General features: G+C 69.3%; 21 protein-coding genes. 12 read left to right on the plus strand and 9 right to left on the minus strand.

Annotated elements, in window-relative coordinates; all coding sequences use genetic code 11:
- Window positions 1-110 precede the first annotated feature (110 nt).
- Entirely contained in the window at window positions 111-1427 is a 1317-nt protein-coding gene (locus ACTMTI_RS54570; RefSeq protein ID WP_441128996.1) for an FAD-dependent monooxygenase, read from the minus strand.
- A gap of 88 nt (window positions 1428-1515) precedes the next feature.
- Between ACTMTI_RS54570 and ACTMTI_RS54575 the strand changes: the two genes are divergently transcribed.
- Window positions 1516-2265: an IclR family transcriptional regulator gene (locus tag ACTMTI_RS54575; RefSeq protein WP_441128997.1), complete on the plus strand. Its 750-nt coding sequence runs from the start codon at window positions 1516-1518 to the stop codon at window positions 2263-2265.
- Window positions 2266-2401: 136 nt separating this feature from the next.
- On the opposite strand, the gene ACTMTI_RS54580 is transcribed toward ACTMTI_RS54575, so the two are convergent.
- Window positions 2402-3451: a LacI family DNA-binding transcriptional regulator gene (locus ACTMTI_RS54580; RefSeq protein WP_441128998.1), complete on the minus strand. Its 1050-nt coding sequence runs from the start codon at window positions 3449-3451 to the stop codon at window positions 2402-2404.
- Between the two features lie 531 nt (window positions 3452-3982).
- Between ACTMTI_RS54580 and ACTMTI_RS54585 the strand changes: the two genes are divergently transcribed.
- The 6 genes from ACTMTI_RS54585 (at window position 3983) to ACTMTI_RS54610 (ending at window position 9787) form a co-directional block, all read left to right on the plus strand.
- On the plus strand, window positions 3983-5026 hold the full coding sequence (locus ACTMTI_RS54585; RefSeq protein WP_441128999.1) for a substrate-binding domain-containing protein: 1044 nt from the start codon (window positions 3983-3985) through the stop codon (window positions 5024-5026).
- An 88-nt stretch (window positions 5027-5114) separates the two neighbouring features.
- The gene (locus ACTMTI_RS54590) at window positions 5115-6191 is read left to right on the plus strand and encodes an ABC transporter permease (protein ID WP_441129000.1); all 1077 of its coding nucleotides are present in this window, start codon (window positions 5115-5117) and stop codon (window positions 6189-6191) included.
- Entirely contained in the window at window positions 6188-6979 is a 792-nt protein-coding gene (locus ACTMTI_RS54595; RefSeq protein ID WP_441129001.1) for an ATP-binding cassette domain-containing protein, read from the plus strand. The genes ACTMTI_RS54590 and ACTMTI_RS54595 overlap by 4 nt, the downstream gene beginning before the upstream one ends.
- Before the next feature lie 6 nt (window positions 6980-6985).
- Window positions 6986-7900: a TIM barrel protein gene (locus ACTMTI_RS54600; RefSeq protein ID WP_441129002.1), complete on the plus strand. Its 915-nt coding sequence runs from the start codon at window positions 6986-6988 to the stop codon at window positions 7898-7900.
- Window positions 7901-7915: 15 nt separating this feature from the next.
- On the plus strand, window positions 7916-8920 hold the full coding sequence (locus ACTMTI_RS54605) for a Gfo/Idh/MocA family protein (protein ID WP_441129003.1): 1005 nt from the start codon (window positions 7916-7918) through the stop codon (window positions 8918-8920).
- Between the two features lie 12 nt (window positions 8921-8932).
- Window positions 8933-9787: a sugar phosphate isomerase/epimerase family protein gene (locus tag ACTMTI_RS54610; protein WP_441129004.1), complete on the plus strand. Its 855-nt coding sequence runs from the start codon at window positions 8933-8935 to the stop codon at window positions 9785-9787.
- On the opposite strand, the gene ACTMTI_RS54615 is transcribed toward ACTMTI_RS54610, so the two are convergent.
- The 3 genes from ACTMTI_RS54615 to ACTMTI_RS54625 all read right to left on the minus strand — a co-directional run bounded on the left by ACTMTI_RS54615 (window position 9747) and on the right by ACTMTI_RS54625 (window position 11725).
- The gene (locus ACTMTI_RS54615) at window positions 9747-11072 is read right to left on the minus strand and encodes a hypothetical protein (protein ID WP_441129005.1); all 1326 of its coding nucleotides are present in this window, start codon (window positions 11070-11072) and stop codon (window positions 9747-9749) included. The two genes, ACTMTI_RS54610 and ACTMTI_RS54615, sit on opposite strands and share 41 nt — an antisense overlap.
- Before the next feature lie 113 nt (window positions 11073-11185).
- Window positions 11186-11449 (minus strand): YqeB family protein, encoded by a 264-nt coding sequence (locus ACTMTI_RS54620; RefSeq protein WP_441129006.1) that lies wholly within the window; start codon window positions 11447-11449, stop codon window positions 11186-11188.
- A 69-nt stretch (window positions 11450-11518) separates the two neighbouring features.
- Window positions 11519-11725, minus strand: a complete 207-nt coding sequence (locus tag ACTMTI_RS54625) for a hypothetical protein (protein ID WP_441129007.1) — start codon at window positions 11723-11725, stop codon at window positions 11519-11521.
- 238 nt (window positions 11726-11963) lie between these two features.
- On the opposite strand from ACTMTI_RS54625, the gene ACTMTI_RS54630 reads away from it, so the two are divergent.
- On the plus strand, window positions 11964-12479 hold the full coding sequence (locus tag ACTMTI_RS54630) for a hypothetical protein (RefSeq protein ID WP_441129008.1): 516 nt from the start codon (window positions 11964-11966) through the stop codon (window positions 12477-12479).
- Window positions 12480-12904: 425 nt separating this feature from the next.
- Here ACTMTI_RS54630 and ACTMTI_RS54635 read toward each other — a convergent pair whose 3' ends face one another.
- Window positions 12905-13282: a GntR family transcriptional regulator gene (locus ACTMTI_RS54635; RefSeq protein ID WP_363637738.1), complete on the minus strand. Its 378-nt coding sequence runs from the start codon at window positions 13280-13282 to the stop codon at window positions 12905-12907.
- Window positions 13279-14088: a hypothetical protein gene (locus ACTMTI_RS54640; RefSeq protein WP_441129009.1), complete on the minus strand. Its 810-nt coding sequence runs from the start codon at window positions 14086-14088 to the stop codon at window positions 13279-13281. Before ACTMTI_RS54640 ends, ACTMTI_RS54635 begins: the two co-directional genes overlap by 4 nt.
- Before the next feature lie 712 nt (window positions 14089-14800).
- Between ACTMTI_RS54640 and ACTMTI_RS54645 the strand changes: the two genes are divergently transcribed.
- Entirely contained in the window at window positions 14801-15079 is a 279-nt protein-coding gene (locus ACTMTI_RS54645; RefSeq protein ID WP_441129010.1) for a nuclear transport factor 2 family protein, read from the plus strand.
- 139 nt (window positions 15080-15218) lie between these two features.
- Window positions 15219-15995: a maleylpyruvate isomerase family mycothiol-dependent enzyme gene (locus ACTMTI_RS54650; RefSeq protein ID WP_441129011.1), complete on the plus strand. Its 777-nt coding sequence runs from the start codon at window positions 15219-15221 to the stop codon at window positions 15993-15995.
- 122 nt (window positions 15996-16117) lie between these two features.
- On the opposite strand, the gene ACTMTI_RS54655 is transcribed toward ACTMTI_RS54650, so the two are convergent.
- Both ACTMTI_RS54655 and ACTMTI_RS54660 read right to left on the minus strand, forming a co-directional pair.
- Complete coding sequence (locus ACTMTI_RS54655) at window positions 16118-16363, minus strand: hypothetical protein (RefSeq protein WP_441129012.1); 246 nt, start codon at window positions 16361-16363, stop codon at window positions 16118-16120.
- Window positions 16360-17244 carry a helix-turn-helix domain-containing protein gene (locus tag ACTMTI_RS54660; protein WP_441129013.1) on the minus strand — a complete coding sequence of 295 codons (885 nt, stop codon included), beginning with the start codon at window positions 17242-17244 and terminating at the stop codon, window positions 16360-16362. Before ACTMTI_RS54660 ends, ACTMTI_RS54655 begins: the two co-directional genes overlap by 4 nt.
- 76 nt (window positions 17245-17320) lie before the next feature.
- Between ACTMTI_RS54660 and ACTMTI_RS54665 the strand changes: the two genes are divergently transcribed.
- Entirely contained in the window at window positions 17321-18172 is an 852-nt protein-coding gene (locus ACTMTI_RS54665; RefSeq protein WP_441129014.1) for an alpha/beta fold hydrolase, read from the plus strand.
- A gap of 154 nt (window positions 18173-18326) precedes the next feature.
- Entirely contained in the window at window positions 18327-18716 is a 390-nt protein-coding gene (locus tag ACTMTI_RS54670) for a cupin (RefSeq protein ID WP_441129015.1), read from the plus strand.
- Window positions 18717-18737 lie beyond the last annotated feature (21 nt).

The raw sequence follows: 18737 nt of genomic DNA on the forward strand, positions 1-18737 counted from the left end.
GCTCTGCACAGAGAACGCCCTGGTCCTGGGGCGGGAGGACCTGGAGAGGCGCTCAGGAACCCAGGGGTTATTTCTTAGTGGGAGCGCGGCCGTGGAGGAGTTGGGTGCGGTCATGGCGTGTCGGCGGTCTCTTCCAGCGCTTGGCCGGGGTCGTAGGCGTAAATCCAGCCGTTCGCCACCAAGGGGTCCGCATCGGCGAAGGACTTGTCGCGGGCCTGTTGTTCTGGCCCGTCGGGCAGGTGGTTGATGAGCGCCCGGGCGTGGCTGACCTCCTGCAACCGGCTGGTCCGGGGGATCCGCAGCGTCTCGTAGCGCCGCAGAGCCCGGGAGGGATCAGCCAGGTCGTCGGCGAGGCAGCGGGCGAGCACGGCGGCGTCCTCGATGGCCTGGGCCGCCCCTTGAGCGAAGAAGGGGAACATCGGGTGGGCCGCGTCGCCGAGGAGGGTCACCGGGCCCTTGCTCCATCGCCGCAGCGGTGCCCGGTCCAGGAGCGCCCACCGTCCGGGTGTCCCAGCAGCCCGGATGAGCTCGGTCAGCCGCGGATCCCAGCCTTCGAACTCGGACAGGAACTCCTCCACCGTCGCGGTCGCGGTCCAGGACTCGACGGCATCGTCCCCCGCGGGAGCGAAGGCGACGAGGTTCACGAACCGGCCGGCCGAGACGGGGTAGTGCACCAGATGGTGGCCGGGCCCGAGCCAGAGTGTCTGGGCGTTGCGCCGGGCGAAGGCCGGGGCCCGCTCGGACGGCACGAGGGCGCGGAAGGCGCAGATGCCGGAGTAGACGGCCGGCGCGGATTCCGCGATCGCGCTCCGCACGACGGAGTGGATCCCGTCCGCTCCGATCACGACGTCGGGCTCGACGATCTCGCCGTCGGCGAAGCGCAGCACCGGCCGGCCGTCGCCTCGGGTGGTGAGATCGACGCACCGTTTGCCGAGGCGAACGCTGCTGTCGGGGACGGCTGATCTCAGGAGCTTCAGGAGATCGGCACGATGCGCGGTGTAGGTGTGCTCGCCGTACAACTGCTCGCACGCCGAGGCGAGGTCCTCGGCGGACAGCACCGTGCCGTCCTGCCAGCGGCGGAACTCCCAGCCGATCTCGAGTCGCACGGCACGGTGCAGGAAGTCGTCGAGGACGGCGAGCCGGCGGAGCAGCCGGGCGGCGTTCGGCGCCACCACCAGCCCCGCACCCACCTCCTTCAGCTCTGAGGCTTGTTCGTAGACGGTGGCGGAGATCCCTTCGCGACGGAGGAAGGCACCGGCGGCGAGTCCGCCGATCCCGCCTCCCAGGATCGCGATCCGCGGGTTCTTCGCCCCTGTGTCGACCATCTGCTCGCTCTCCGCTTCCGCCGTAGGTCCTTGCGCCTGGATGGCCCGTCTGATGGCGTCATGGTGCCCCGCTGCGTCGCTCCAGCGGGTGTGCGTGTTCATCCAATGAACATGCCTGTTAAGGTGCCGCTACCCGATGAGCGAGGAGGTCGCGTACTGCATGCCTCGTACGCGTGAGCCGGGGAGAACGGTGAGCTCTCGCCTCCTGGAAATCCTCTTCGCCTTCCAGCCTGACCACCCCGACCTGAGTCTGGCCGATCTGGTGCGCATGACCGGTATTCCGCACCCCACCGTGCGCCGCCTGGTCATGGAACTGGTCGCGGCGGGCGCCCTCGATCGCCGGGAGGACGGGCGATTCACCGTCGGGCTGCGGTTGTGGCAGCTCGGGACGCTGGCACCGCTGACCGAGTCCTTGCGGAGCCTGGCTCAGCCGTTCATGGAGGACCTGCACAGCGCGCTTCACCAGCATGTGCAACTGGCCGTCCTGGAAGGACACGAGGCGGTGATCATTGAGCGGTTGTCGGCACCACGCGCTCTGGGCCTGGTGTCGCAGGTCGGTGGGAGGCTGCCGCTGCATTGCTCCGGCGTGGGGAAGGTGCTGCTGAGCCATGGCGGCCCGGAGCTGATCGAGAGTGTCCTGAACGGAGGGCTTCGCCGCTACACCTCGCGGACGGTGGTCGATTCGGCGGAGCTGCGCCACGAGATCGCGGCGTGCCGCCGGACCGGAACCGCCGCCGTTCGTGGTGAACTGACCGAGGGGGCCGACTCGGTGGCCACGCGCATCGTCGACGGCCACGGCCGGGTCGTCGCGGCGCTGTCGGTGGTGCTCCGGGCGGGCTCGGTCAAGCACCAGGCCGCACTGCCGTCGGTCCTGGCGAGTGGCCTGGGGATCTCGCGGCAGCTCGGATGGCGACCCGGCATCCACATCCGCGCAGGCTGAGCCCGTCGTCACCGATCCAGAGCCCGGTGTCCCGACCTCCGCCCGGTTCATCGGCGGGGGCTGGATGCCGGCCGAGGCAGAGCGGCACACGGGATCGCCAAGCTGGGCGTGCCACCGGTGCCGGTCCACGAATCGGTCATGCGCGTGGTGGCGCGGTGGTGCCTCGGACGACGAGGCGGGCGTCGAGGATGAGCTCGCGGGAGGGCAGCCGGTGGTCGTCCAGGCGTTCCACCGCGGAGCGCACGGCGAGCTGGGCCATCTGCTCGGCATCTTGACGCACGGTGGTGAGGTTGATGTGGGACAGGTGTGCTATGTGGCTGTCGTCGTACCCGACCACCGAGATGTCTGTCGGGATGCTGACGCCCGCGCGGCTCAGCGCGTGCATGAGCCCCATGGCGCACCGGTCGTTGCCGGCCAGCACGGCGGTCGGCAACCGGTCGTCGTGGACCAGCGCCTCGCCGGCCTTCTCGCCGGATTCCTCGGTGTGATCTCCCGCGAGGACTCGGATCTCTTCCTGTAGCCCGTGGTCGCGCATGGCGGCGCGGTACGCGCGGCGGCGTTCGGCGGAACCGGGGCCGTTGCCCCCGTCGATGTGGACGATGGCGCGGTGGCCGAGGCCCACCAGATGATCCACGGCCTGTCGCATGCCCTTGTTCTCGGCGGTGTGCACGGTGTCGACGCCGCTCGCCGGCACGCGCCGCCCCACGACCACGGTGGGGGTATGGGCTCCCAGCTCGGCGAGGTATGGGGTCTCGGCGTTCGGGCCGAGCAGGATCAACGCCTCGCAGCGGTGGCCGAGCAGGGCCTCGACGACCTTCCGTTCGTCCCGCGTGGGGCCGAGCGCGCTGAGCAGGACCTCATAGCCGAGCCGCTCGGCCTCGGCGTAGATCGCCTCGACGAGATCGGCGTGGAAGGCGTTGCGGATGTTGATCATCACGCCGAGGACCATGCTGCGGTTGCGGGCGAGGAGCCGGGCGGCGTTGTCCGGACGGTAGCCGAGCTCGTCGGCGGCGCGGAAGACCCGGTCGCGCGTCTCCTCGCTCGCTCCCGGCTCGTTGCGGAACACGAGCGACACCAGCGCCCGTGACACGCCCACGCGTGCCGCGACATCCGCCATGGTGGGGCGCTTGGCCCGCGCCGAGGCCCTGGTCGCGGACGACTCGGATTCCGCACCTTGCTCCAACATCAACCCTTTTCCGATGTGCGCAGCTTGTCGCAGGCTGTTGACATTCCATGTGACCTGGCTCATAGTAACAGCGACTAGAGCGCGCTAGAAGCGCGCTCAAGATGCGGAAGCCGGACGGACACATGGAGCATCCATGAGAGGCCGACGCCGGCCGTGTGCCGCAGTCGCAGAACGACATCCGAAGAGACGCCGCTCCCGGGCAGCGGAGTGCGGCGCCCCCCCGGACAGCGGGATGCGGCGTATGTACTCAGCCGCGCAACCGGTCGGAGGTGCGCCGCGCCCTCCAGCACGTTTCCCCAGGAAAACAAGTCACTGAACGCTCAATAGCTATGACGTCAGCAAGTCGTTATGTCAGGACAAACTTTGTTAAGACAATGTATTGACAGGCGGCTTCTCCTGCAGGTTACATCGTCGAAACGAAGCTGACCCGACGCACCGACGGGCCTTCCCAGGCCCCTCGCCGCCCGAGAACCTCTCGGTGTTCCCCTGATCCAAAAGGCCCGTGACCGCTCCCAGGGAGAGGTAGAACCAGTGCCGTACTCCATTCGCAACGACTGGCGCGCTCTAGTAGTCGTGCCCCTTCTCGTGCTCACCCTCGCCGGCTGTTCGAACGGCTCGAGCGCCGGTCAGAGCGCACTGCCCACGGAGCCCGCCGCGGCCGCCTCGGGGGCGGGGCTGCAGTCCGGGCTCGGGAGCCGGGCCGAGAACCGTAAGATCACGTTCCTGCTCTCCCAGGATCCTGGTGACTCTTTCTGGGGCACCATCTCGCAGGGCGCCAAGGACGCGGCCGAGCTGTTCAACGTCGAGCTGAACCTGCAGACCAGCCAGGGCGACTCGGCGAAGTACAACGACCTGATCGGCAGCGCCGTGGCCGACAAGCCCGCCGCCGTCGCCGTGGTGATCGACGACCCGAAGCGCTACACCGAGAACGTCTGCGCCGCTTCGAAGGCCGGCATCTCGGTGCTCGCGTACAACATCACGCAGGAGGGTGACGTCGCCAAGTGCACCCTGGGCTTCGTCGGCCAGAACTTCGAGGAGGCGGGCTTCCTGCTCGGCCAGCGCCTGATCGCCGAGGCCAAGCTGCCGCAGGGCGCCAAGGTCTTCACCCCGGTCGAGTTCCCCGACCAGGTGTACGCCATCCAGCGCAACGCCGGGGTCCAGAAGGCTCTCGACGCCATCGGCGCGAAGACCGAGATGGTCGCGACCGGCATCGACGACGCGGGAGCGCTGGACAAGATGAGTCAGTACCTGCTCGGCCACAAGGACACCGCGGCGATCGTGCCGCTGGGCGGCACCCCGCACCGCAACGTCGAGGCGGCGATGACGGACGTCGGCGTCAAGATCCCGGTGGTCGGCTTCGACCTGTCCAAGCCGGTCATCGACGGCATCAAGAGCGGGACCATCCTCGCCGCAGCGGACCAGCAGCCCTACGTCCAGGGCTTCCAGACCGTGGCGCAACTGGCGATGCACCTCGACTTCGGCCTCAGCGCCGCGACCATCAACTCCGGCGGCGGCGGTCTGGTGGACAAGTCCAACGTCGCGGTCGTCGAGCAACTGGCAGGCACGATCCGCTGATCGGACTGGCAGCGGGGCGGGCCTTCACGGGTTGCCGGGCCCGCCCCACCGGTCCCATCCAGCCACGGACAGGGAGAGCCAAGGAGCAATGAGCACACCGACCAGCGACGGAGCTCCGTCACCCACCATGCAGGATCATCCGCTGATGGCGCAGGCGGCTCCGGCGAAGCGCACCCCGGAGGCATCTGCCCCTGGGCCGTTCGGCGGGTGGCTGCGGCTGGTGCGCGGCCGCGGCGCGCTCGAGATCGGCATCATCTTCGCGCTGGTGCAGATCGGTTGTGTCGTCGCCTATCTGGTGGCGCCGGACAGCTTCCCCTACCTCTCAGAAGCCAATTTCAACGTCCTGAGCCAGTCGATCCCGGTGCTGGCGATCCTCGCGATCGGCGCGGGCGTGCTGATGATCGCGGGGGAGTTCGACCTGTCTCTGGGGATGAACTACACCTTCTGCGCGTTGGTGTTCATCCACTGGTACTCCGACGGGAACGTGGCCGGCGCGTTCGTCGTGACCTTCGCGATGGGCATCGGCATCGCGCTGCTCAACGGCGTGATCGTGACCCGGTTCAAGATCCCGTCTTTCATCGTCACGCTCGGCATGATGCTGTTCTGGGACGGCGCCGCGCTGTTCTACAACGGCACCTCCGCCGCGCGCATGCAGCGGGGCGAGACCCTGCAGACCGTCTTCGCCGGGCAGGTGGGCCCGTTCCGGGGCCAGGTCGTGTGGCTGGTCCTGGTAGCGGTGTTCTTCTGGGTGCTCATGCACCGCCACAAGCTCGGCAACCACATCTTCGCCGTCGGCGGGAACGAGTCCGCGGCCCGGGCGATCTCCATCAACCCGACGCGCATCAAGCTGATCGCCTTCGGCATCCTCGGGCTGTGCGTGGCGCTCGCCGCGATCCTCGTCGCGGTGCGGACGCAGTCCGTCCAGCCCGGCACCGGCCGCGGCATGGAGCTGCAGGCCATCGCGGCGGCCGTGGTCGGCGGTGTGGCGCTGCGCGGCGGCAAGGGCAGCGTCCTCGGCATGGTGCTCGGTGCCGCGCTCATCCTCGTGCTGCAGGACATCCTGCTGCTCTCCGGAGCTCCGGGCTTCTACCTCAACCTCTTCATCGGCGTGATCATCGTCTTCGCCGCCGTCTTCAACCGCCTCATCGAAGGGAAAGCCGAATGAGCTCGAACGGCGCCGGCGAGGTCCTCCTGGAGCTGGCGGGCATCACCAAGCGCTACGGACCGAACATCTGCCTGAACGACGTCGGCTTCCAGATCCGCCAGGGCGAGGTCGTCGGCCTGCTCGGCGACAACGGCGCCGGCAAGTCCACCCTCGTCAAGATCATGTCGGGCGTCGTCCGCGCGGACGCGGGGCAGTACGCCTGGCGAGGCAGGAAGCTGACCGCGCCGACCCGCCAGGACACCGAGAAGCTCGGCATCGAGACGATCTTCCAGGACTCCGCGCTGGTCCCGTCGCTCACCATCACCCGCAACATCTTCATGGGCCGCGAGCTCACCAGCCCGCTCGGCCTGCTGAGGCTGCGCGAGATGGACCGCATCGCCGCGGACATCCTCGACAGCGTCGTGACGATCGAGGGCATCAAGAGCCCTCGCCAGCTCGTGAGCTCGCTGTCCGGCGGCCAGCAGCAGGCGGTGGCGATCGCCCGCGCCGTGCACTTCAAGCGCAGCCTGCTCATTCTCGACGAGCCGACGAGCGCCCTGGCCGTTCGCGCCACCGAGGCCCTGCTGGCGTACCTCACCCGGCTCAAGGGCGAGGGCGTCAGCTCCGTGCTGGTCACGCACAACCTGCACCATGCGTACCAGGTGTGCGACCGGCACATCGTGATGAACCACGGCCGCAAGATCCTCGACACCACGCGCGAGCAGACCTCCGTCAAGGAGCTCACCGCGGCCGTGGTCGAAGGGGAGATCGGCCTGCAGCGCCACCGCCAGTCCCTGACCACCAGCTAGGAGATCATGTTGTCGAACACCGGCACCCTGCCCCGGATCCGGCTGGGCACGGCCCCCGACTCCTGGGGCGTATGGTTCCCCGACGACCCCGGCCAGGTCCCCTGGGACCGCTTCCTCGACGAGGTCGCCGCGGCCGGCTACCAATGGATCGAGCTCGGCCCGTACGGCTACCTGCCCACCGACCCCGAGCACCTGCGTGACGAGCTCGGCCGGCGCGGGCTGCGGCTGTCCGGCGGCGCGGTCTTCTCCGGCCTGCACCGCGGCCGGGACGCCCTGAAGGAGGCCGTCGAGGAGTGCCGCGCGGAGGCCAGGCTGCTCACCGCGCTCGGCGCGAAATACCTGGTCTCGCTGCCCGAGGGGTACACCGACCTCGACGGGAACCTCACCCAGCCGGTCGACCTGACGCCCGAGCAGTGGAAGGACCTCACCTTGGGCATGTCGGAGCTGGCCCGCGTCCTGCGCGAGGAGTCCGGCGTCGAGCTGGTCTTCCACCCCCACGCCGACAGCCACGTCGACACCCAGGAACGCGTCCTGCGGTTCCTGGAGGACACCGACCCCGAGGTCGTCTCGCTCTGCCTCGACACCGGCCACATCTCCTACTGCGGCGGGGACAACATCGAGATCATCCGGGCGTTCCCCGAGCGGATCGGCTACGTGCATCTCAAGCAGGTGGACCCCGAGATCGTCCGGCAGGTCCGCGAAGAGAACCTGTGCTTCGCCGAGGCCGTACGGCGCGGCGCCATGATCGAGCCGCCCTCCGGCATCCCCGCCATGGAGCCGCTGCTGGCCGAGCTCGGCCGGCTGGACGCCGACCTGTTCGCGATCGTCGAGCAGGACCTCTACCCGTGCCCGACCGACACTCCACTGCCCATCGCCACCCGCACCCGCAAGTACTTCAACGGCTGCGGCCTGCGTCCCTGAAAGAGAGGAATCCCTGTGACCATCAACGTCGGTGTCATCGGGACCGGCAACATCGGGGCCGACCACGTGACACGGCTGGCATCCCAGGTCGTCGGATCGACGGTCGTCGCCGTGTTCGACGTCGACAGCGCCCGCGCGGAGCAGATCGCAGCCGGGGCGGGCGCCGTGACGCGCGCGAGCGCGCTCGACGTCGTCGAGGACCCCGCCGTCGACGCCGTGGTCATCGCCTCGCCGGGCGACCTCCACGCCGAGCAGGTGCTGGCCTGCATCGCCGCGGGCAAGCCCGTGCTCTGCGAGAAGCCGCTGGCCACCACGGCGGCGGACTGCCTCAAGGTCCTCGACGCCGAGGTCGCCTCCGGCCGCCGATGGATCCAGGTCGGCTTCATGCGCCGCTACGACCCGGGCTACCAGGTCGTCAAGAACGCCATCGACGACGGCACGGTCGGCGAGGCGCTCCTCGCCCACATGGTGCACCGCAACGCGGCCGTACCCGACTCCTTCACCAGCGCGATGGCGATGACCGACTCGGTCATCCACGAGATCGACACCACCCGCTGGCTGTTCGGCCAGGAGATCGTGCGCGCCACCGTCGTCGCCACGAAACCGAGCCCGCTGGCCGCGGCCCACGTGCGCGACCCGCAGATCGTGCTGCTGGAGCTGGCCGGCGGCGGCGTGGTCACCGTCGAGGTGTTCGTCAACTGCCAGTACGGCTACGACGTGCGCTGCGAGGTCGTCGGGTCCACGGGCGTCGTGGCGCTGGAGAACCCGAGCGCCAACGCGCTGGTCACCGGCGGGCGGCGGATCCAGGCGGTACCGGCCGACTGGCGGGTCCGGTTCGGCGGGACGTACCTGGCGGAACTGCAGGAGTGGATCACCGGGCTGCGCGCCGGCGTCGTCGGCGGGCCGAGCGCGTGGGACGGCTACGCGGCCACCGCCGTCGCGGAGAGCGCCGTCGCCTCGCTCGGGACGGGCGAGCCCGTCCCGGTCGGCCTGGTCGAGCGGCCCGGTCTCTACGCCTGAGAGGAAACCACAATGAAGATCGCTCTTGACCCGTACATGTTGCGCCGCACGCCGCTGCTCGAGTTGCCCGCGCTCGTCGCAGAGCTGGGCTACGAATACATCGAGTTGTCGCCGCGCGAGGACTTCCTGCCCTTCTTCCTGCACCCGAGGGCCGATCGGGACACCGTCGTGGCCTTCAAATCCGCCCTCGCCGCAGCGGATGTCAAGATCTGCTCGGTGCTGCCGCTGTATCGCTGGTCCGGCCCCGACGAGGAGGAGCGCCAGGCGGCCGTGCGCTACTGGAAGCGGGCCATCGAGATCACGGTCGACCTCGGCTGCACCGTCATGAACTCGGAGTTCAACGGCCGTCCCGAGCAGGCGTCCCGGAGCGAGGCCATGTTCTGGCGGTCTATGGAGGAGCTGCTGCCCGTCTTCGAGCGCGAGGGGGTGGAGCTGCGCCTGGAGCCGCACCCCGACGACTTCGTCGAGGACGGCAAGACCGCCGTCGACATGGTGCGCGGGGTCAACTCCCCGCTCGTGTCGTTCCTGTACTGCGCGCCGCACACCTTCCACCAGGGCGGCAACATGACCGAGATCATGGAGTACGCCGGCGACCTGCTCACCCACCTGCACGTCGCCGACTCCTTCGACCATCGCGCCTCGTCCGGGCTGCGCTACATCGTCAACCCGCCGGGGTCGGCCGCCCGTGTTCACCAGCACCTGAACATCGGCCAGGGCGAGGTCGACTGGGACGAGTTCTTCGGCACCCTCGGCCGCGTCGGCTTCGACGGCATCATGACCGCGTGCGTCTTCGCCTGGGAGGACAAGGCGCGCGAGTCGAGCTTGTTCATGCTCCAGGAGATGACCAAGCGGGCGGACGGCCTGTGAGTCGTCCTGCGACGCGTGGGTGTCGCCTGGCGCGTTGGGGCGGACGTTGTCGGCCAAGGCGCGGCGCTGGTCGTCGGTGAGCACGTCCAGCCGGGCTGAGATGGGTCCAGCTGTGCGGGCGAACGCGGCGAAGCGTGACGGGGCCGGCGGGTAAAGCGCGGCCGACTCGCCGACGTGTCCAGACGTAGCCGGCGACGATCCCGCCGATCACGATCACCTCGAAGACCACGTCCACCAGCCGGTTGGTCAGAGATACCAGCAGCAGTCCGAACAGTCCGGCGGCCAGTACCGCGCCGAAGGATGCCGCGAGCTGGTGCTGCGCCGTCCAGCCGCGCCGCATCCAGCGTGCCACGATTGCCGCGGCGGCGACGGCGACCAGCACGGCTGCGAGTACCCACCACACGAACGACGTGCCGCTGCCGATGAACGCCATCAGGTGGAAGGCGAACCAGACCAGTCCGAAGCCCAGCCCGGTCCACCCGGCGCGCGTCGTCCCGGGCAGCCGCCCCGGTACACGTGGTGTGTCCCGGACCCGGCAGCGCGAGGCGGCCCAGATCAGCAGTCCCACGATCGCGAGCACCGCGCCGATTTGGGTCACGGAGGGGCGGAAATCCGACCGCAGGAGGGAGACCAGCGTGAAGAGCGCCGTACCGACGGCGAACACCCCGCCGAAGACCGGCAGCATCCGTCGCGACAGCCACGGGGACCGGCTCTGCCGAGGGAACAGGATGTGCACCACGCCGATGGGAACAAGCACGCTCCAGACGACGTGGTATCCGCACACGAGCACGGCCCAGAACCAGTTCACCCCGGCGGCGCGCCCGTACACCGTATCCTCGCCCACCCCATTCGGGTTGAAGATCGTCTGCAGGGCGAGGCCCTCCTCGATCAGCGCGTAGGCGAGACCGAGCAGGACGATCCCCCACCCGTTGAGCCGCACGCGTTGCGCGATCTCGCGTATCAAGACGACGCCGGCACCGTAGAAGCACAGAATCGAGACCACCCGCAGGGGCTCCACGAAGTTGCTCAGGCGCAACGCCGCGCCCACCACCTCACCCAGCAGGGGAGACAGGAGAAACAGCGTCAGCACCGCAGCCACCTGGTGCCGGCGGCCACTGGTGCTGAGCTGAGCGCGGCCCGTGTCGGCTGGTGGATCGGGTGGCGTCGTCATTCCCAGGCTTACCTTCTCGTTCATCTGTTGGCTTGCCATCGCGATGAAGCTCCCGCGATGCGGTTCCTGCCGGGCTAAGGAGGCTTCCGGCTCATGGTGGCGATGGCGGTTCACCTTCGGTCTGGTGTCGTCCGGGGTGATGCCACTGCGTCAGGTAGTGCTGTCGGGTGCGCCTTCCGCCCACGAGTAGCCGTGCCGGACGAACGCGCTGCATACCCGTCGCGGGTTCAGATCACAGTCCTGGCGTGCCCAGCCCCAGCCCCCACAGCGGCGGCGACGATGGTGGGCCAAGGGCTCGGGAGCACGGTCAGGAGCTTGGTCGGTCCTATCCGTGGCCCCCAGGATTGGGTCGTCATCCATTCCCAGACCAGTTCGGCGAGTCCGCCGATGACCGTCCCGCCCACGGCGCACACCAGCATGGTGACCAGCGGAGAGTTAACGATCAGGGTGGCGTCGGGCGTGGGGGAAGTCGGACGTTGATGGGAGTTCATTTCTGCGAAGCCTGTCACGGCCCAGGGCGCCGCGTATCCGTCGATAGTCGACTCCCACGCGACCAAAGTCTAATGAAACGGAGCGGTCACGGGCCGCGTTGACCGATCGGGCCCGCGCCACGATCGTTCGGTCCTCGCGCTCGCTGCCCAGGGTGCAGGCCAGCCGTAGGCGGTGGCCGGGGCGATGAACGACAGCAGCTCGTCGCCGACGTCGCGGCTCTGGTCGCGGAGCTCGCCGATCGCCTTGCCGTAGTACTCGGTGGTCCGGGTGATCACGGCGTTGGTGAGGAGGGTGAGGCACCCTCGATGGCGCCCTGCTGGGCGTAGTGCAAGTCGCGGCGTAGGGCGTGCAGGCTTTTTGGGGCTGGTCGCGCGGACCCGGGTGGGGGCCCAGAGGTACGGCAGCCGGCCGCCCGCAGTTGTCCCTCACGGGACAGTTTCCCTGCGCCTGCATCGCGCGCAGCATCGGTTGGGCACGTCCCGCGACACGACGACGATCGCAAGGGAGCGCTCAATGGGTACCACCGCAAGAAGGTCAGCACTGGCGGTCCTGGCGGCCGTGCTGCTCTGGGCTGGGCTCGCGCCCAGCGCGGGTGCGCGGAGCGGCGCGGCATTCGGCTGGACGCCGATCGGCACCGTGGACCCCCAGCACGTCACCTCGGCCGACACCCAGCTCGTGCTCTACGGGGTGCACGCCTTCACCCCGAACAACGTCGCCTTCAACCCGGACGTGATCCCGGCTTCGGTGGGCCAGCTGGTGGTGCCGTACGTGCGGGTGCCCGACGGCAACCCGCACACCTACCGGCTGCGCTTCCACCTCAACACCAACGCCACCAGCACGCAGTACCAGCTCATCACGCCGAACGGCGGCGGCACGCAGACTGCAAACGTCTCCGGTGGCGCCATCACGCTCGACTTCACCGTCAGCGTCGACCTGACCGGAATGGGGTGGATGTACTGGTCACTGAAGAACAGCGGAGGCCACCAATGGGTCTTCACCAAGTGTGAGATCGACGAGCAGACCCCATGAGGCCGCTCAGCCGAAGACGCCGACCGGCTGCGTGAGCAGATCGCCGAGCTGTCGGAACGGCTGAGTACGGCCGAGCAAGTGCTGTCGCGGCTGCGCGTCATCCAACGGGTGGAGAGACGCCGGTCGCTACGCTCGGCTCAGAGCCGGTGGTGTGTTGACCGGTTTCGACGTTTCCGCCAGGAGGTTGTTCTCCCCGTGTCGATCTGCGAGCCGTCCGCGGCGACGGTCTTCCCGTCGCCCCATGTCGGCGTAGGGGAACCACGTGCGCCAGGGTCCCTCGGCCAGCTTGCGCGAGCATGTCGAACCGCTTGGTGCTATCGGAGTTGGGCCGAAGTGGGCTCGGCCCTGGCCGTCCGTGCCGAGCCCGATTTCGCGGCGGCCTGGCGTCGTGCGCCCGGCGACGTGACCCCGCGGCCGGGTCGCGATCATGACGAGGCCGGTGCTGCCGCGCCGGACGCCAGGGCCGCCTGCACGATGCGGATCGCCTCGCCCGCGTCGATGCCGACGCTGGCGATCACGGCCGCGTAGTCGGCGGCGGCCCGGCGGGCCCGCTCCCGGCCCTCCTCACCGGCGGCCGACACGAACGAGCCCGCCCGCCCGCGCGTCTCGATCAGCCCCGCCTCCTCCAGCTCCCGGTAGGCCCGGCCGACCGTGTTGACGGCCAGGCCGAGGTCGGCCGCGAGGTGGCGGATGGTCGGCAGCCGGGCGCCCACGGCCAGCGTGCGGTCCTGGATCTGCCGGGCGAGCTGGGCCCGCAGCTGCTCGAACGGCGGCACCGGCGAGGCCGCGTCGATGACGATCATCGGACGCTCATGGCCCGCCGGGCCACCGTCGCGCTCGACGGCGTCCTGGCATGGAGCGCGACGCACGCGACCAGGCCCAGGATCAGGTAGGCGACCGAAGCGGCGCTCAACCAGCCGGGCGCGGTGCCGAACAGCAGCACCATGGGCAGCGACCACTGCACGTTCGGCGTGGTGAGGTCGCGGGCGTCCTCGACGCGCATGATGACGTCGGCGGTCAGCGACTCCTGGTCCTCCGCCACGACCGGGCGCGTGAGCAGGTGGCGCAGCTGCAGGGCGATGATGGCTGTCACGCCGAGCAGGCCGATGAGCAGGATGACGGCCAGCTGCCGCACGGTGGGGTCGGGAACGGCCAGGGCACTGCCGGCCAGCGCCATCGCACCGGCGAATGTGGCGACCGTGAAGACGGCGTACGGCTGGCCGAGCACGGCCCGCCAGCCGGGCTGGATCAGATGGGCGGCCCTGCGGGACAGCGTCGTGCTCGCCCGCTGGTCGACGCGTCGCACCCACCAGTCGAGCAGCGACTGTGCCAGCAGCAGCCCGGCCACCAGCGCGGTCAGGGCCAGCAGCGGCAGCGGGCGATGCGGCGGGAAGCCGCCGAAGGCCGCGGCGGCTGCGCTCGCGAGGATCAGCACGGTCAGGATGACCTGAGCGGCGAGGCGGGCGCGTCTCCGGACCGCCAGCCGGCTGGCCAGCAGCGGGGTCGGCCGGGCGCCGGCCAGGTCGTGCTGGGCCAGCCACTCGCCCGCCAGTCGCAGATCGGCCGCACGCGCCGGCGGGCCGCCGTCCGGTAACGGTTCACGCGTCATAGCGTCTCCATTGTCGCAAGCTTTGTAGCAACATGGTGCGTCATACCTTGCGACAAAGTCAACGCCCCGTGGGCTCTCGTCGTCCCGGTGGCGCGAGCCCCGGGTCAGCGGCGGCCGTCGCCGTGGACCATGCACGTGCTCCCGGTAGGCATGCCGGCCTTCGACACGCAGCAGGCGGCGGTCGTGGCGGGCGAGCAGGCCAGGCGGCCACCCCGGCCGGGAGATGGGCAGCCGCCCGTACACCGGTCACATGCGCGAAGGCGTCCAGCCCATCCCCGTCGGGGAATACCCCGGCATTGGCAAGCCCTGGACTCCACCCGTGACCAGGTACGGGCCGCCGCTGCGCCCTTCGGTGGGCATCGGCCTGCCAGTAGGAGTGGAACGGCAAACCGGGCTTAGCGTCACATCCGTTGACACTGTAGGTCTGGCCAGGCTTCGCCAGGCCTGTCGTAGCTGATGTCCGGCAAACGCCCTCTTAAGACCCTGGAAATACCATTCCGGTTGATTAGCATCAGAGGTAGGCGGAACTTCCGGTGCCAGTCTCGATCTCATGCCGCTCCATGTCACCCCCGACCGGTGAATCCGGCGCACCAATTGCTGTAGAGGCATTCTTTATCCGAATTGCGGCAAATTCGATAGTAGTGTCGACCCACACTGCGTGCGCCGCGGTTTCCCGCAGCGCGCGTACGAAATCAGACGAAGGATATGAGACTTGAGCCTGCTCGAAGACCGGCTGGACATCATCGAGACCTGCACGCGGATGGGATGGCACGCCGACCGGCGCGAATGGGAACGTCTGGTGGAGGTGTTCGCTGAACAGGTGGCGTTGGACTACATCAGCCTCAACGGCGGTGAGCCTGTCGCGTTGAGTCCCGCGCAGATCGTCGAGGCGTGGACGGGAGTGCTGGGGAGTTTCCTCGTCGCCGGCACAGCCCGCAACATCAACGGTGCCGACTACGTCATCGGCGGAGGCCAAAGCAAGACGACCTGACCCACCCATCACAACAACCCAACCCCCGAGGTGCGGATACCACGGGTAGCCCCTGATCATCGATACCGACTGGCGGTCGGCATTGAGTGATCTGGCCCGCGAACTTCGGGTAGATCACAAAGCACTTGGAGGTGCAGCGATGGACACATCCGCGTATTTGAAGGCCGTTGTCGAGCAGACGAGCACGTTTGCTGATTGGGTGCACGGCAGGGATGCGGCGGCCCCGGCGCCGACAACTCCGAAGTGGACTCTGGCCGATCTTGTCGACCATGTCGGCGGGACACAGCGCATGGTGGCAATGCTCGTGGGCGAGCAGATGACCGAGCCGAGCAGGGCGTTCGCCGGCTACGTTCCGGGTCCGACCGATTCGGGCGAGTGGCGCGCCTGGCTGAGCGACGGCGCGGCCGAGGCGAGACAGGCGTTCGCATCGGTCACCGATGACACGCCGGTGTGGGATCCGTCGGGCGGCGCCGCAGGCGTGCCGTTCTGGTCACGTCGGCTGTTCGGCGAGGCTTGCGTGCATCGCGCGGACGCGGCCGCGGCGCTCGGCATGCGGTACGAGTTGGCGCCGGAGCTTGCCGTTGCGGCCATCGAGGACTGGCTGGACACGATGACTTCCCGCGGCTATTGGGAGAACAGGGCGGGCTTCGCCGATGCGATGCGCGGGGGCGGGCAGACTCTGCATTTCCACGCAACCGACGCGCCGGGGGAGTGGGTGGCACGCCGGGAACCGGACATGGTCGTGCTGGAGCGCACGCACACCAAGGCGGACGTCGTGGTGCGCGGCCCAGCCGTCGAGCTCCTGCTCGTGATCAGCAGGCGTCGCCCACTGGATGCGGCTCCTACGCTGGAATTGCAGGGGGATCGGGCGCTGCTCGACCACTGGATCGAACACATGGACTGGGTCACCGGCTGACCCACGCTTGGATGCAACCTCGCGCCCAGAGATCCATGGCAAGATGGCATGCTCCGGAGGTGACGATGGCCCCCGACGCGGTGCGCGGGGCCATCGTGGTCGTGGCGGGTCTGGGTTTGTTCTCAGGTGGTGGCGGCCTGGAGGAGTTCGATCTCGATGGCCAGCACGCCGAGTGCCTCTTTTTCGGGGCCGTAGATGCGGCAGATGTTGGCCAGTTGCTGTTCTCGGGGGCTGTCGGGGTTGACGTTGGCCGGGCCCTCGGCGTCGAGCATCTCCTCGAACGAGGCGTACCGGCTCACTCGCTTGACCATCCACCCCGCCGCCGTAGATCCGCGGCCGACGTCCGTCCCCTCGCGCAGGGCGGTCACGCCACGTGCGCTCGATCGGGAGCGCCGGGCTGGTCGGGTGTTCCGTGGCTGGGCCAGGCGACGTCGTCAACCGCCAGAAATGGCTCGTGGGCCACGGCCGCGGGGGTCACCCCGGCGAACTCCATGACGTCCCGATGCAGGTGGGACTGGTCGGCGTAGCCGCCGTCCGCCGCGACCCCGGCCGCGTCGTGCCCCGCGGCCAGGCGGTGGACGGCATGGTCGAAGCGGACCAGCTTCGCGGCGCGCTTGGGCGGCAGACCGATCTGCGCGTGGAATCGCGACCACAGGCGCTTGCGGCTCCATCCGAGCTCGGCCGCCAGCCGCTCCACCCGAACCAGACCGCGGCTGACCACGATCCGGTGCCAGGCCCAGGCCACCTCCGGCTCGACCGGCGACCCCGCCTCACGCCGACGGGCGAGCAACGCCTCGATCAACGCGAAGCGATCCTGCCAGGAGGAGACCTCGCCCAGTTGCTCGCCAATCCGTGACGCCTGCCTGCCCCACAGGTCGTCCAGCGTCACCACGCAGCCGTCCAGCTCGGCCGGGCCAACGCCCAGAATCGCGCGGGCGACCACGGGGGACAGGCGCACCTGAACACACGCGATGTCCTGGCCTCGCACCCACACCGCGCCGCCGAGCCCGACCCCGGCGACAAGACTTCCCCGGTGCTGCCGCCCGGCGACGTCCTCAACGACGGGCGGGCCGGCCCCCAAGTCCAGAGCCAGCGTCACGGCCGGGTGGGGAATCAGCCGGTGACCCTCCGGAGCCATGCCCCGGTCACGGAAGCCGGCCATAGTGACACCCGCCACCCGGCTGCGCCGCGCTGAGGATGCGACGTCCCACGCAACGGCATCGTCACGTTCGCGCACAGTGGACGGCATGCTCCCATGCTAGGGGACCGAGCGAGGGGAACATTTGTCCAATCCACCGGCGCGCACCGGCGGCGACAGTGGGCTCATGACCATTCCTGACGGCACCACGGAGAGTTCGACCCTGGCCCTGGACGACGGCGACGTCTACGTGTGCCAGGACGGCCCCCACGATGCCCCCGCACTCGTCCTCATCCACGGGTCCGCCTCCTCGGCACGCTCCTGGGACGCGCTGGTTCCGATGCTGACCGGATCCCATCGCGTCATCCGGATCGACCTGCTCGGGCACGGTCGATCGGCCAAACCGGACGGCCACAGGTACGCGACCCCGGACCAGGCACGCCGGGTCGGACAGGTCCTGGACCGGCTCGGCGTCAAGCAGGCCATATTCGTCGGCCATTCCAGCGGCGGCGTGGTCGCCACCGCCCTCGCCGAGCGACGACTCGACCTGGTGACCGCGCTCGTGCTCATCAACACCGGACCCAGCCTGGACGCCTTCATCGCGGCGGGGTCCGCCGCCATCGGCCCCACGCAGTGGCCGCCGACCGACGAGCAGATCCGCCAGTTCGCGAGCACCGGTTTCAGCCGCGCCGGCTACCAGATCCCGCAACAGCTCCTGGACGAGGTACGCGCCATGACCTACCACACGCTCACCATGACGATGCAGGCCACCAGCGACTACCTGAAGCAGCAGGCGCTCCCGGAGCGGCTGGCGGTCCTCGGCAAGCCGCTGCTGGTGATCTTCGGCGAGGACGACCGGAGGTGGCGCTCCTCGTCCGCCGCCGATTACCGCGCCGTTCCCGGCACGAGGGTCGAGCTGCTGCCCGGTCTCGGACACTCGCCCATCCTGGAGGATCCGCAGCGGACCGCCACACCCCTGCTGGCCTTCGCCGAGATCCACGCCGCCTCTTCGACAGAACGTCCGGCGGATGGCGGATGACCTCGGAAGTGGCGATCGGGGACCGGCCCGGACGCCACGATGTTCAGCATGCGCACGACCTGCGCCAAGGGCGAGTGCGGCCCGGCACCTTCCACGGGTCGCAGGCGATCCCAACCCGCCGGCTGAAAACTCATCGCAGGAAGGTCGTCGCGGCATGACCGTCACCCCGATCGATCTCTTCGAGTCCTCCATCCACCTGCGCCAAGGCGGCGAGATTCACGCCGGGAAAAGAGCAATGGACTCCGACCAGGACGGCTGGCAGCTGATGGCCTTCCACGCGAAGACCGACGCCGACGTCCACGCCGACCGCTGGGAAGTCCACCCCGAGGCCGAGGAGATCGTGTCCTGCCTCATCGGGAAGATCCGCCTCTACCTCCGTCCGGAGCAGCCGGGACAGCAGGAGGAAGAGATCAGGCTGGTGGCCGGCACCGCGGCCATCGTCCCGCGCGGACGGTGGCACCGCATCGAGCTGGACATCCCCAGCAACATCATGGCCGTCACCCTGCCGCGAGGCCGCCGCCTGGAGATGCGGACCGGAGCCTAGAAGCCCAGGCCAGCCCGCTCG

Origin of the sequence: Nonomuraea sp. H19 (assembly GCF_052068215.1) — a bacterium.
In the GTDB taxonomy this organism is placed as follows: domain Bacteria; phylum Actinomycetota; class Actinomycetes; order Streptosporangiales; family Streptosporangiaceae; genus Nonomuraea.

Excerpts from the sequence above, each read along its gene's own strand:
- ACTMTI_RS54640 (WP_441129009.1), bottom strand. The coding sequence starts at position 14,088 with ATGACGCGTGAACCGTTACCGGACGGCGGCCCGCCGGCGCGTGCGGCC.
- ACTMTI_RS54630 (WP_441129008.1), top strand. The coding sequence starts at position 11,964 with ATGGGTACCACCGCAAGAAGGTCAGCACTGGCGGTCCTGGCGGCCGTG.
- ACTMTI_RS54650 (WP_441129011.1), top strand. The coding sequence starts at position 15,219 with ATGGACACATCCGCGTATTTGAAGGCCGTTGTCGAGCAGACGAGCACG.
- ACTMTI_RS54595 (WP_441129001.1), top strand. The coding sequence starts at position 6,188 with ATGAGCTCGAACGGCGCCGGCGAGGTCCTCCTGGAGCTGGCGGGCATC.
- ACTMTI_RS54590 (WP_441129000.1), top strand. The coding sequence starts at position 5,115 with ATGAGCACACCGACCAGCGACGGAGCTCCGTCACCCACCATGCAGGAT.
- ACTMTI_RS54600 (WP_441129002.1), top strand. The coding sequence starts at position 6,986 with ATGTTGTCGAACACCGGCACCCTGCCCCGGATCCGGCTGGGCACGGCC.
- ACTMTI_RS54670 (WP_441129015.1), top strand. The coding sequence starts at position 18,327 with ATGACCGTCACCCCGATCGATCTCTTCGAGTCCTCCATCCACCTGCGC.
- ACTMTI_RS54610 (WP_441129004.1), top strand. The coding sequence starts at position 8,933 with ATGAAGATCGCTCTTGACCCGTACATGTTGCGCCGCACGCCGCTGCTC.
- ACTMTI_RS54665 (WP_441129014.1), top strand. The coding sequence starts at position 17,321 with ATGACCATTCCTGACGGCACCACGGAGAGTTCGACCCTGGCCCTGGAC.
- ACTMTI_RS54570 (WP_441128996.1), bottom strand. The coding sequence starts at position 1,427 with ATGAACACGCACACCCGCTGGAGCGACGCAGCGGGGCACCATGACGCC.
- ACTMTI_RS54635 (WP_363637738.1), bottom strand. The coding sequence starts at position 13,282 with ATGATCGTCATCGACGCGGCCTCGCCGGTGCCGCCGTTCGAGCAGCTG.
- ACTMTI_RS54580 (WP_441128998.1), bottom strand. The coding sequence starts at position 3,451 with ATGTTGGAGCAAGGTGCGGAATCCGAGTCGTCCGCGACCAGGGCCTCG.
- ACTMTI_RS54660 (WP_441129013.1), bottom strand. The coding sequence starts at position 17,244 with ATGCCGTCCACTGTGCGCGAACGTGACGATGCCGTTGCGTGGGACGTC.
- ACTMTI_RS54620 (WP_441129006.1), bottom strand. The coding sequence starts at position 11,449 with ATGAACTCCCATCAACGTCCGACTTCCCCCACGCCCGACGCCACCCTG.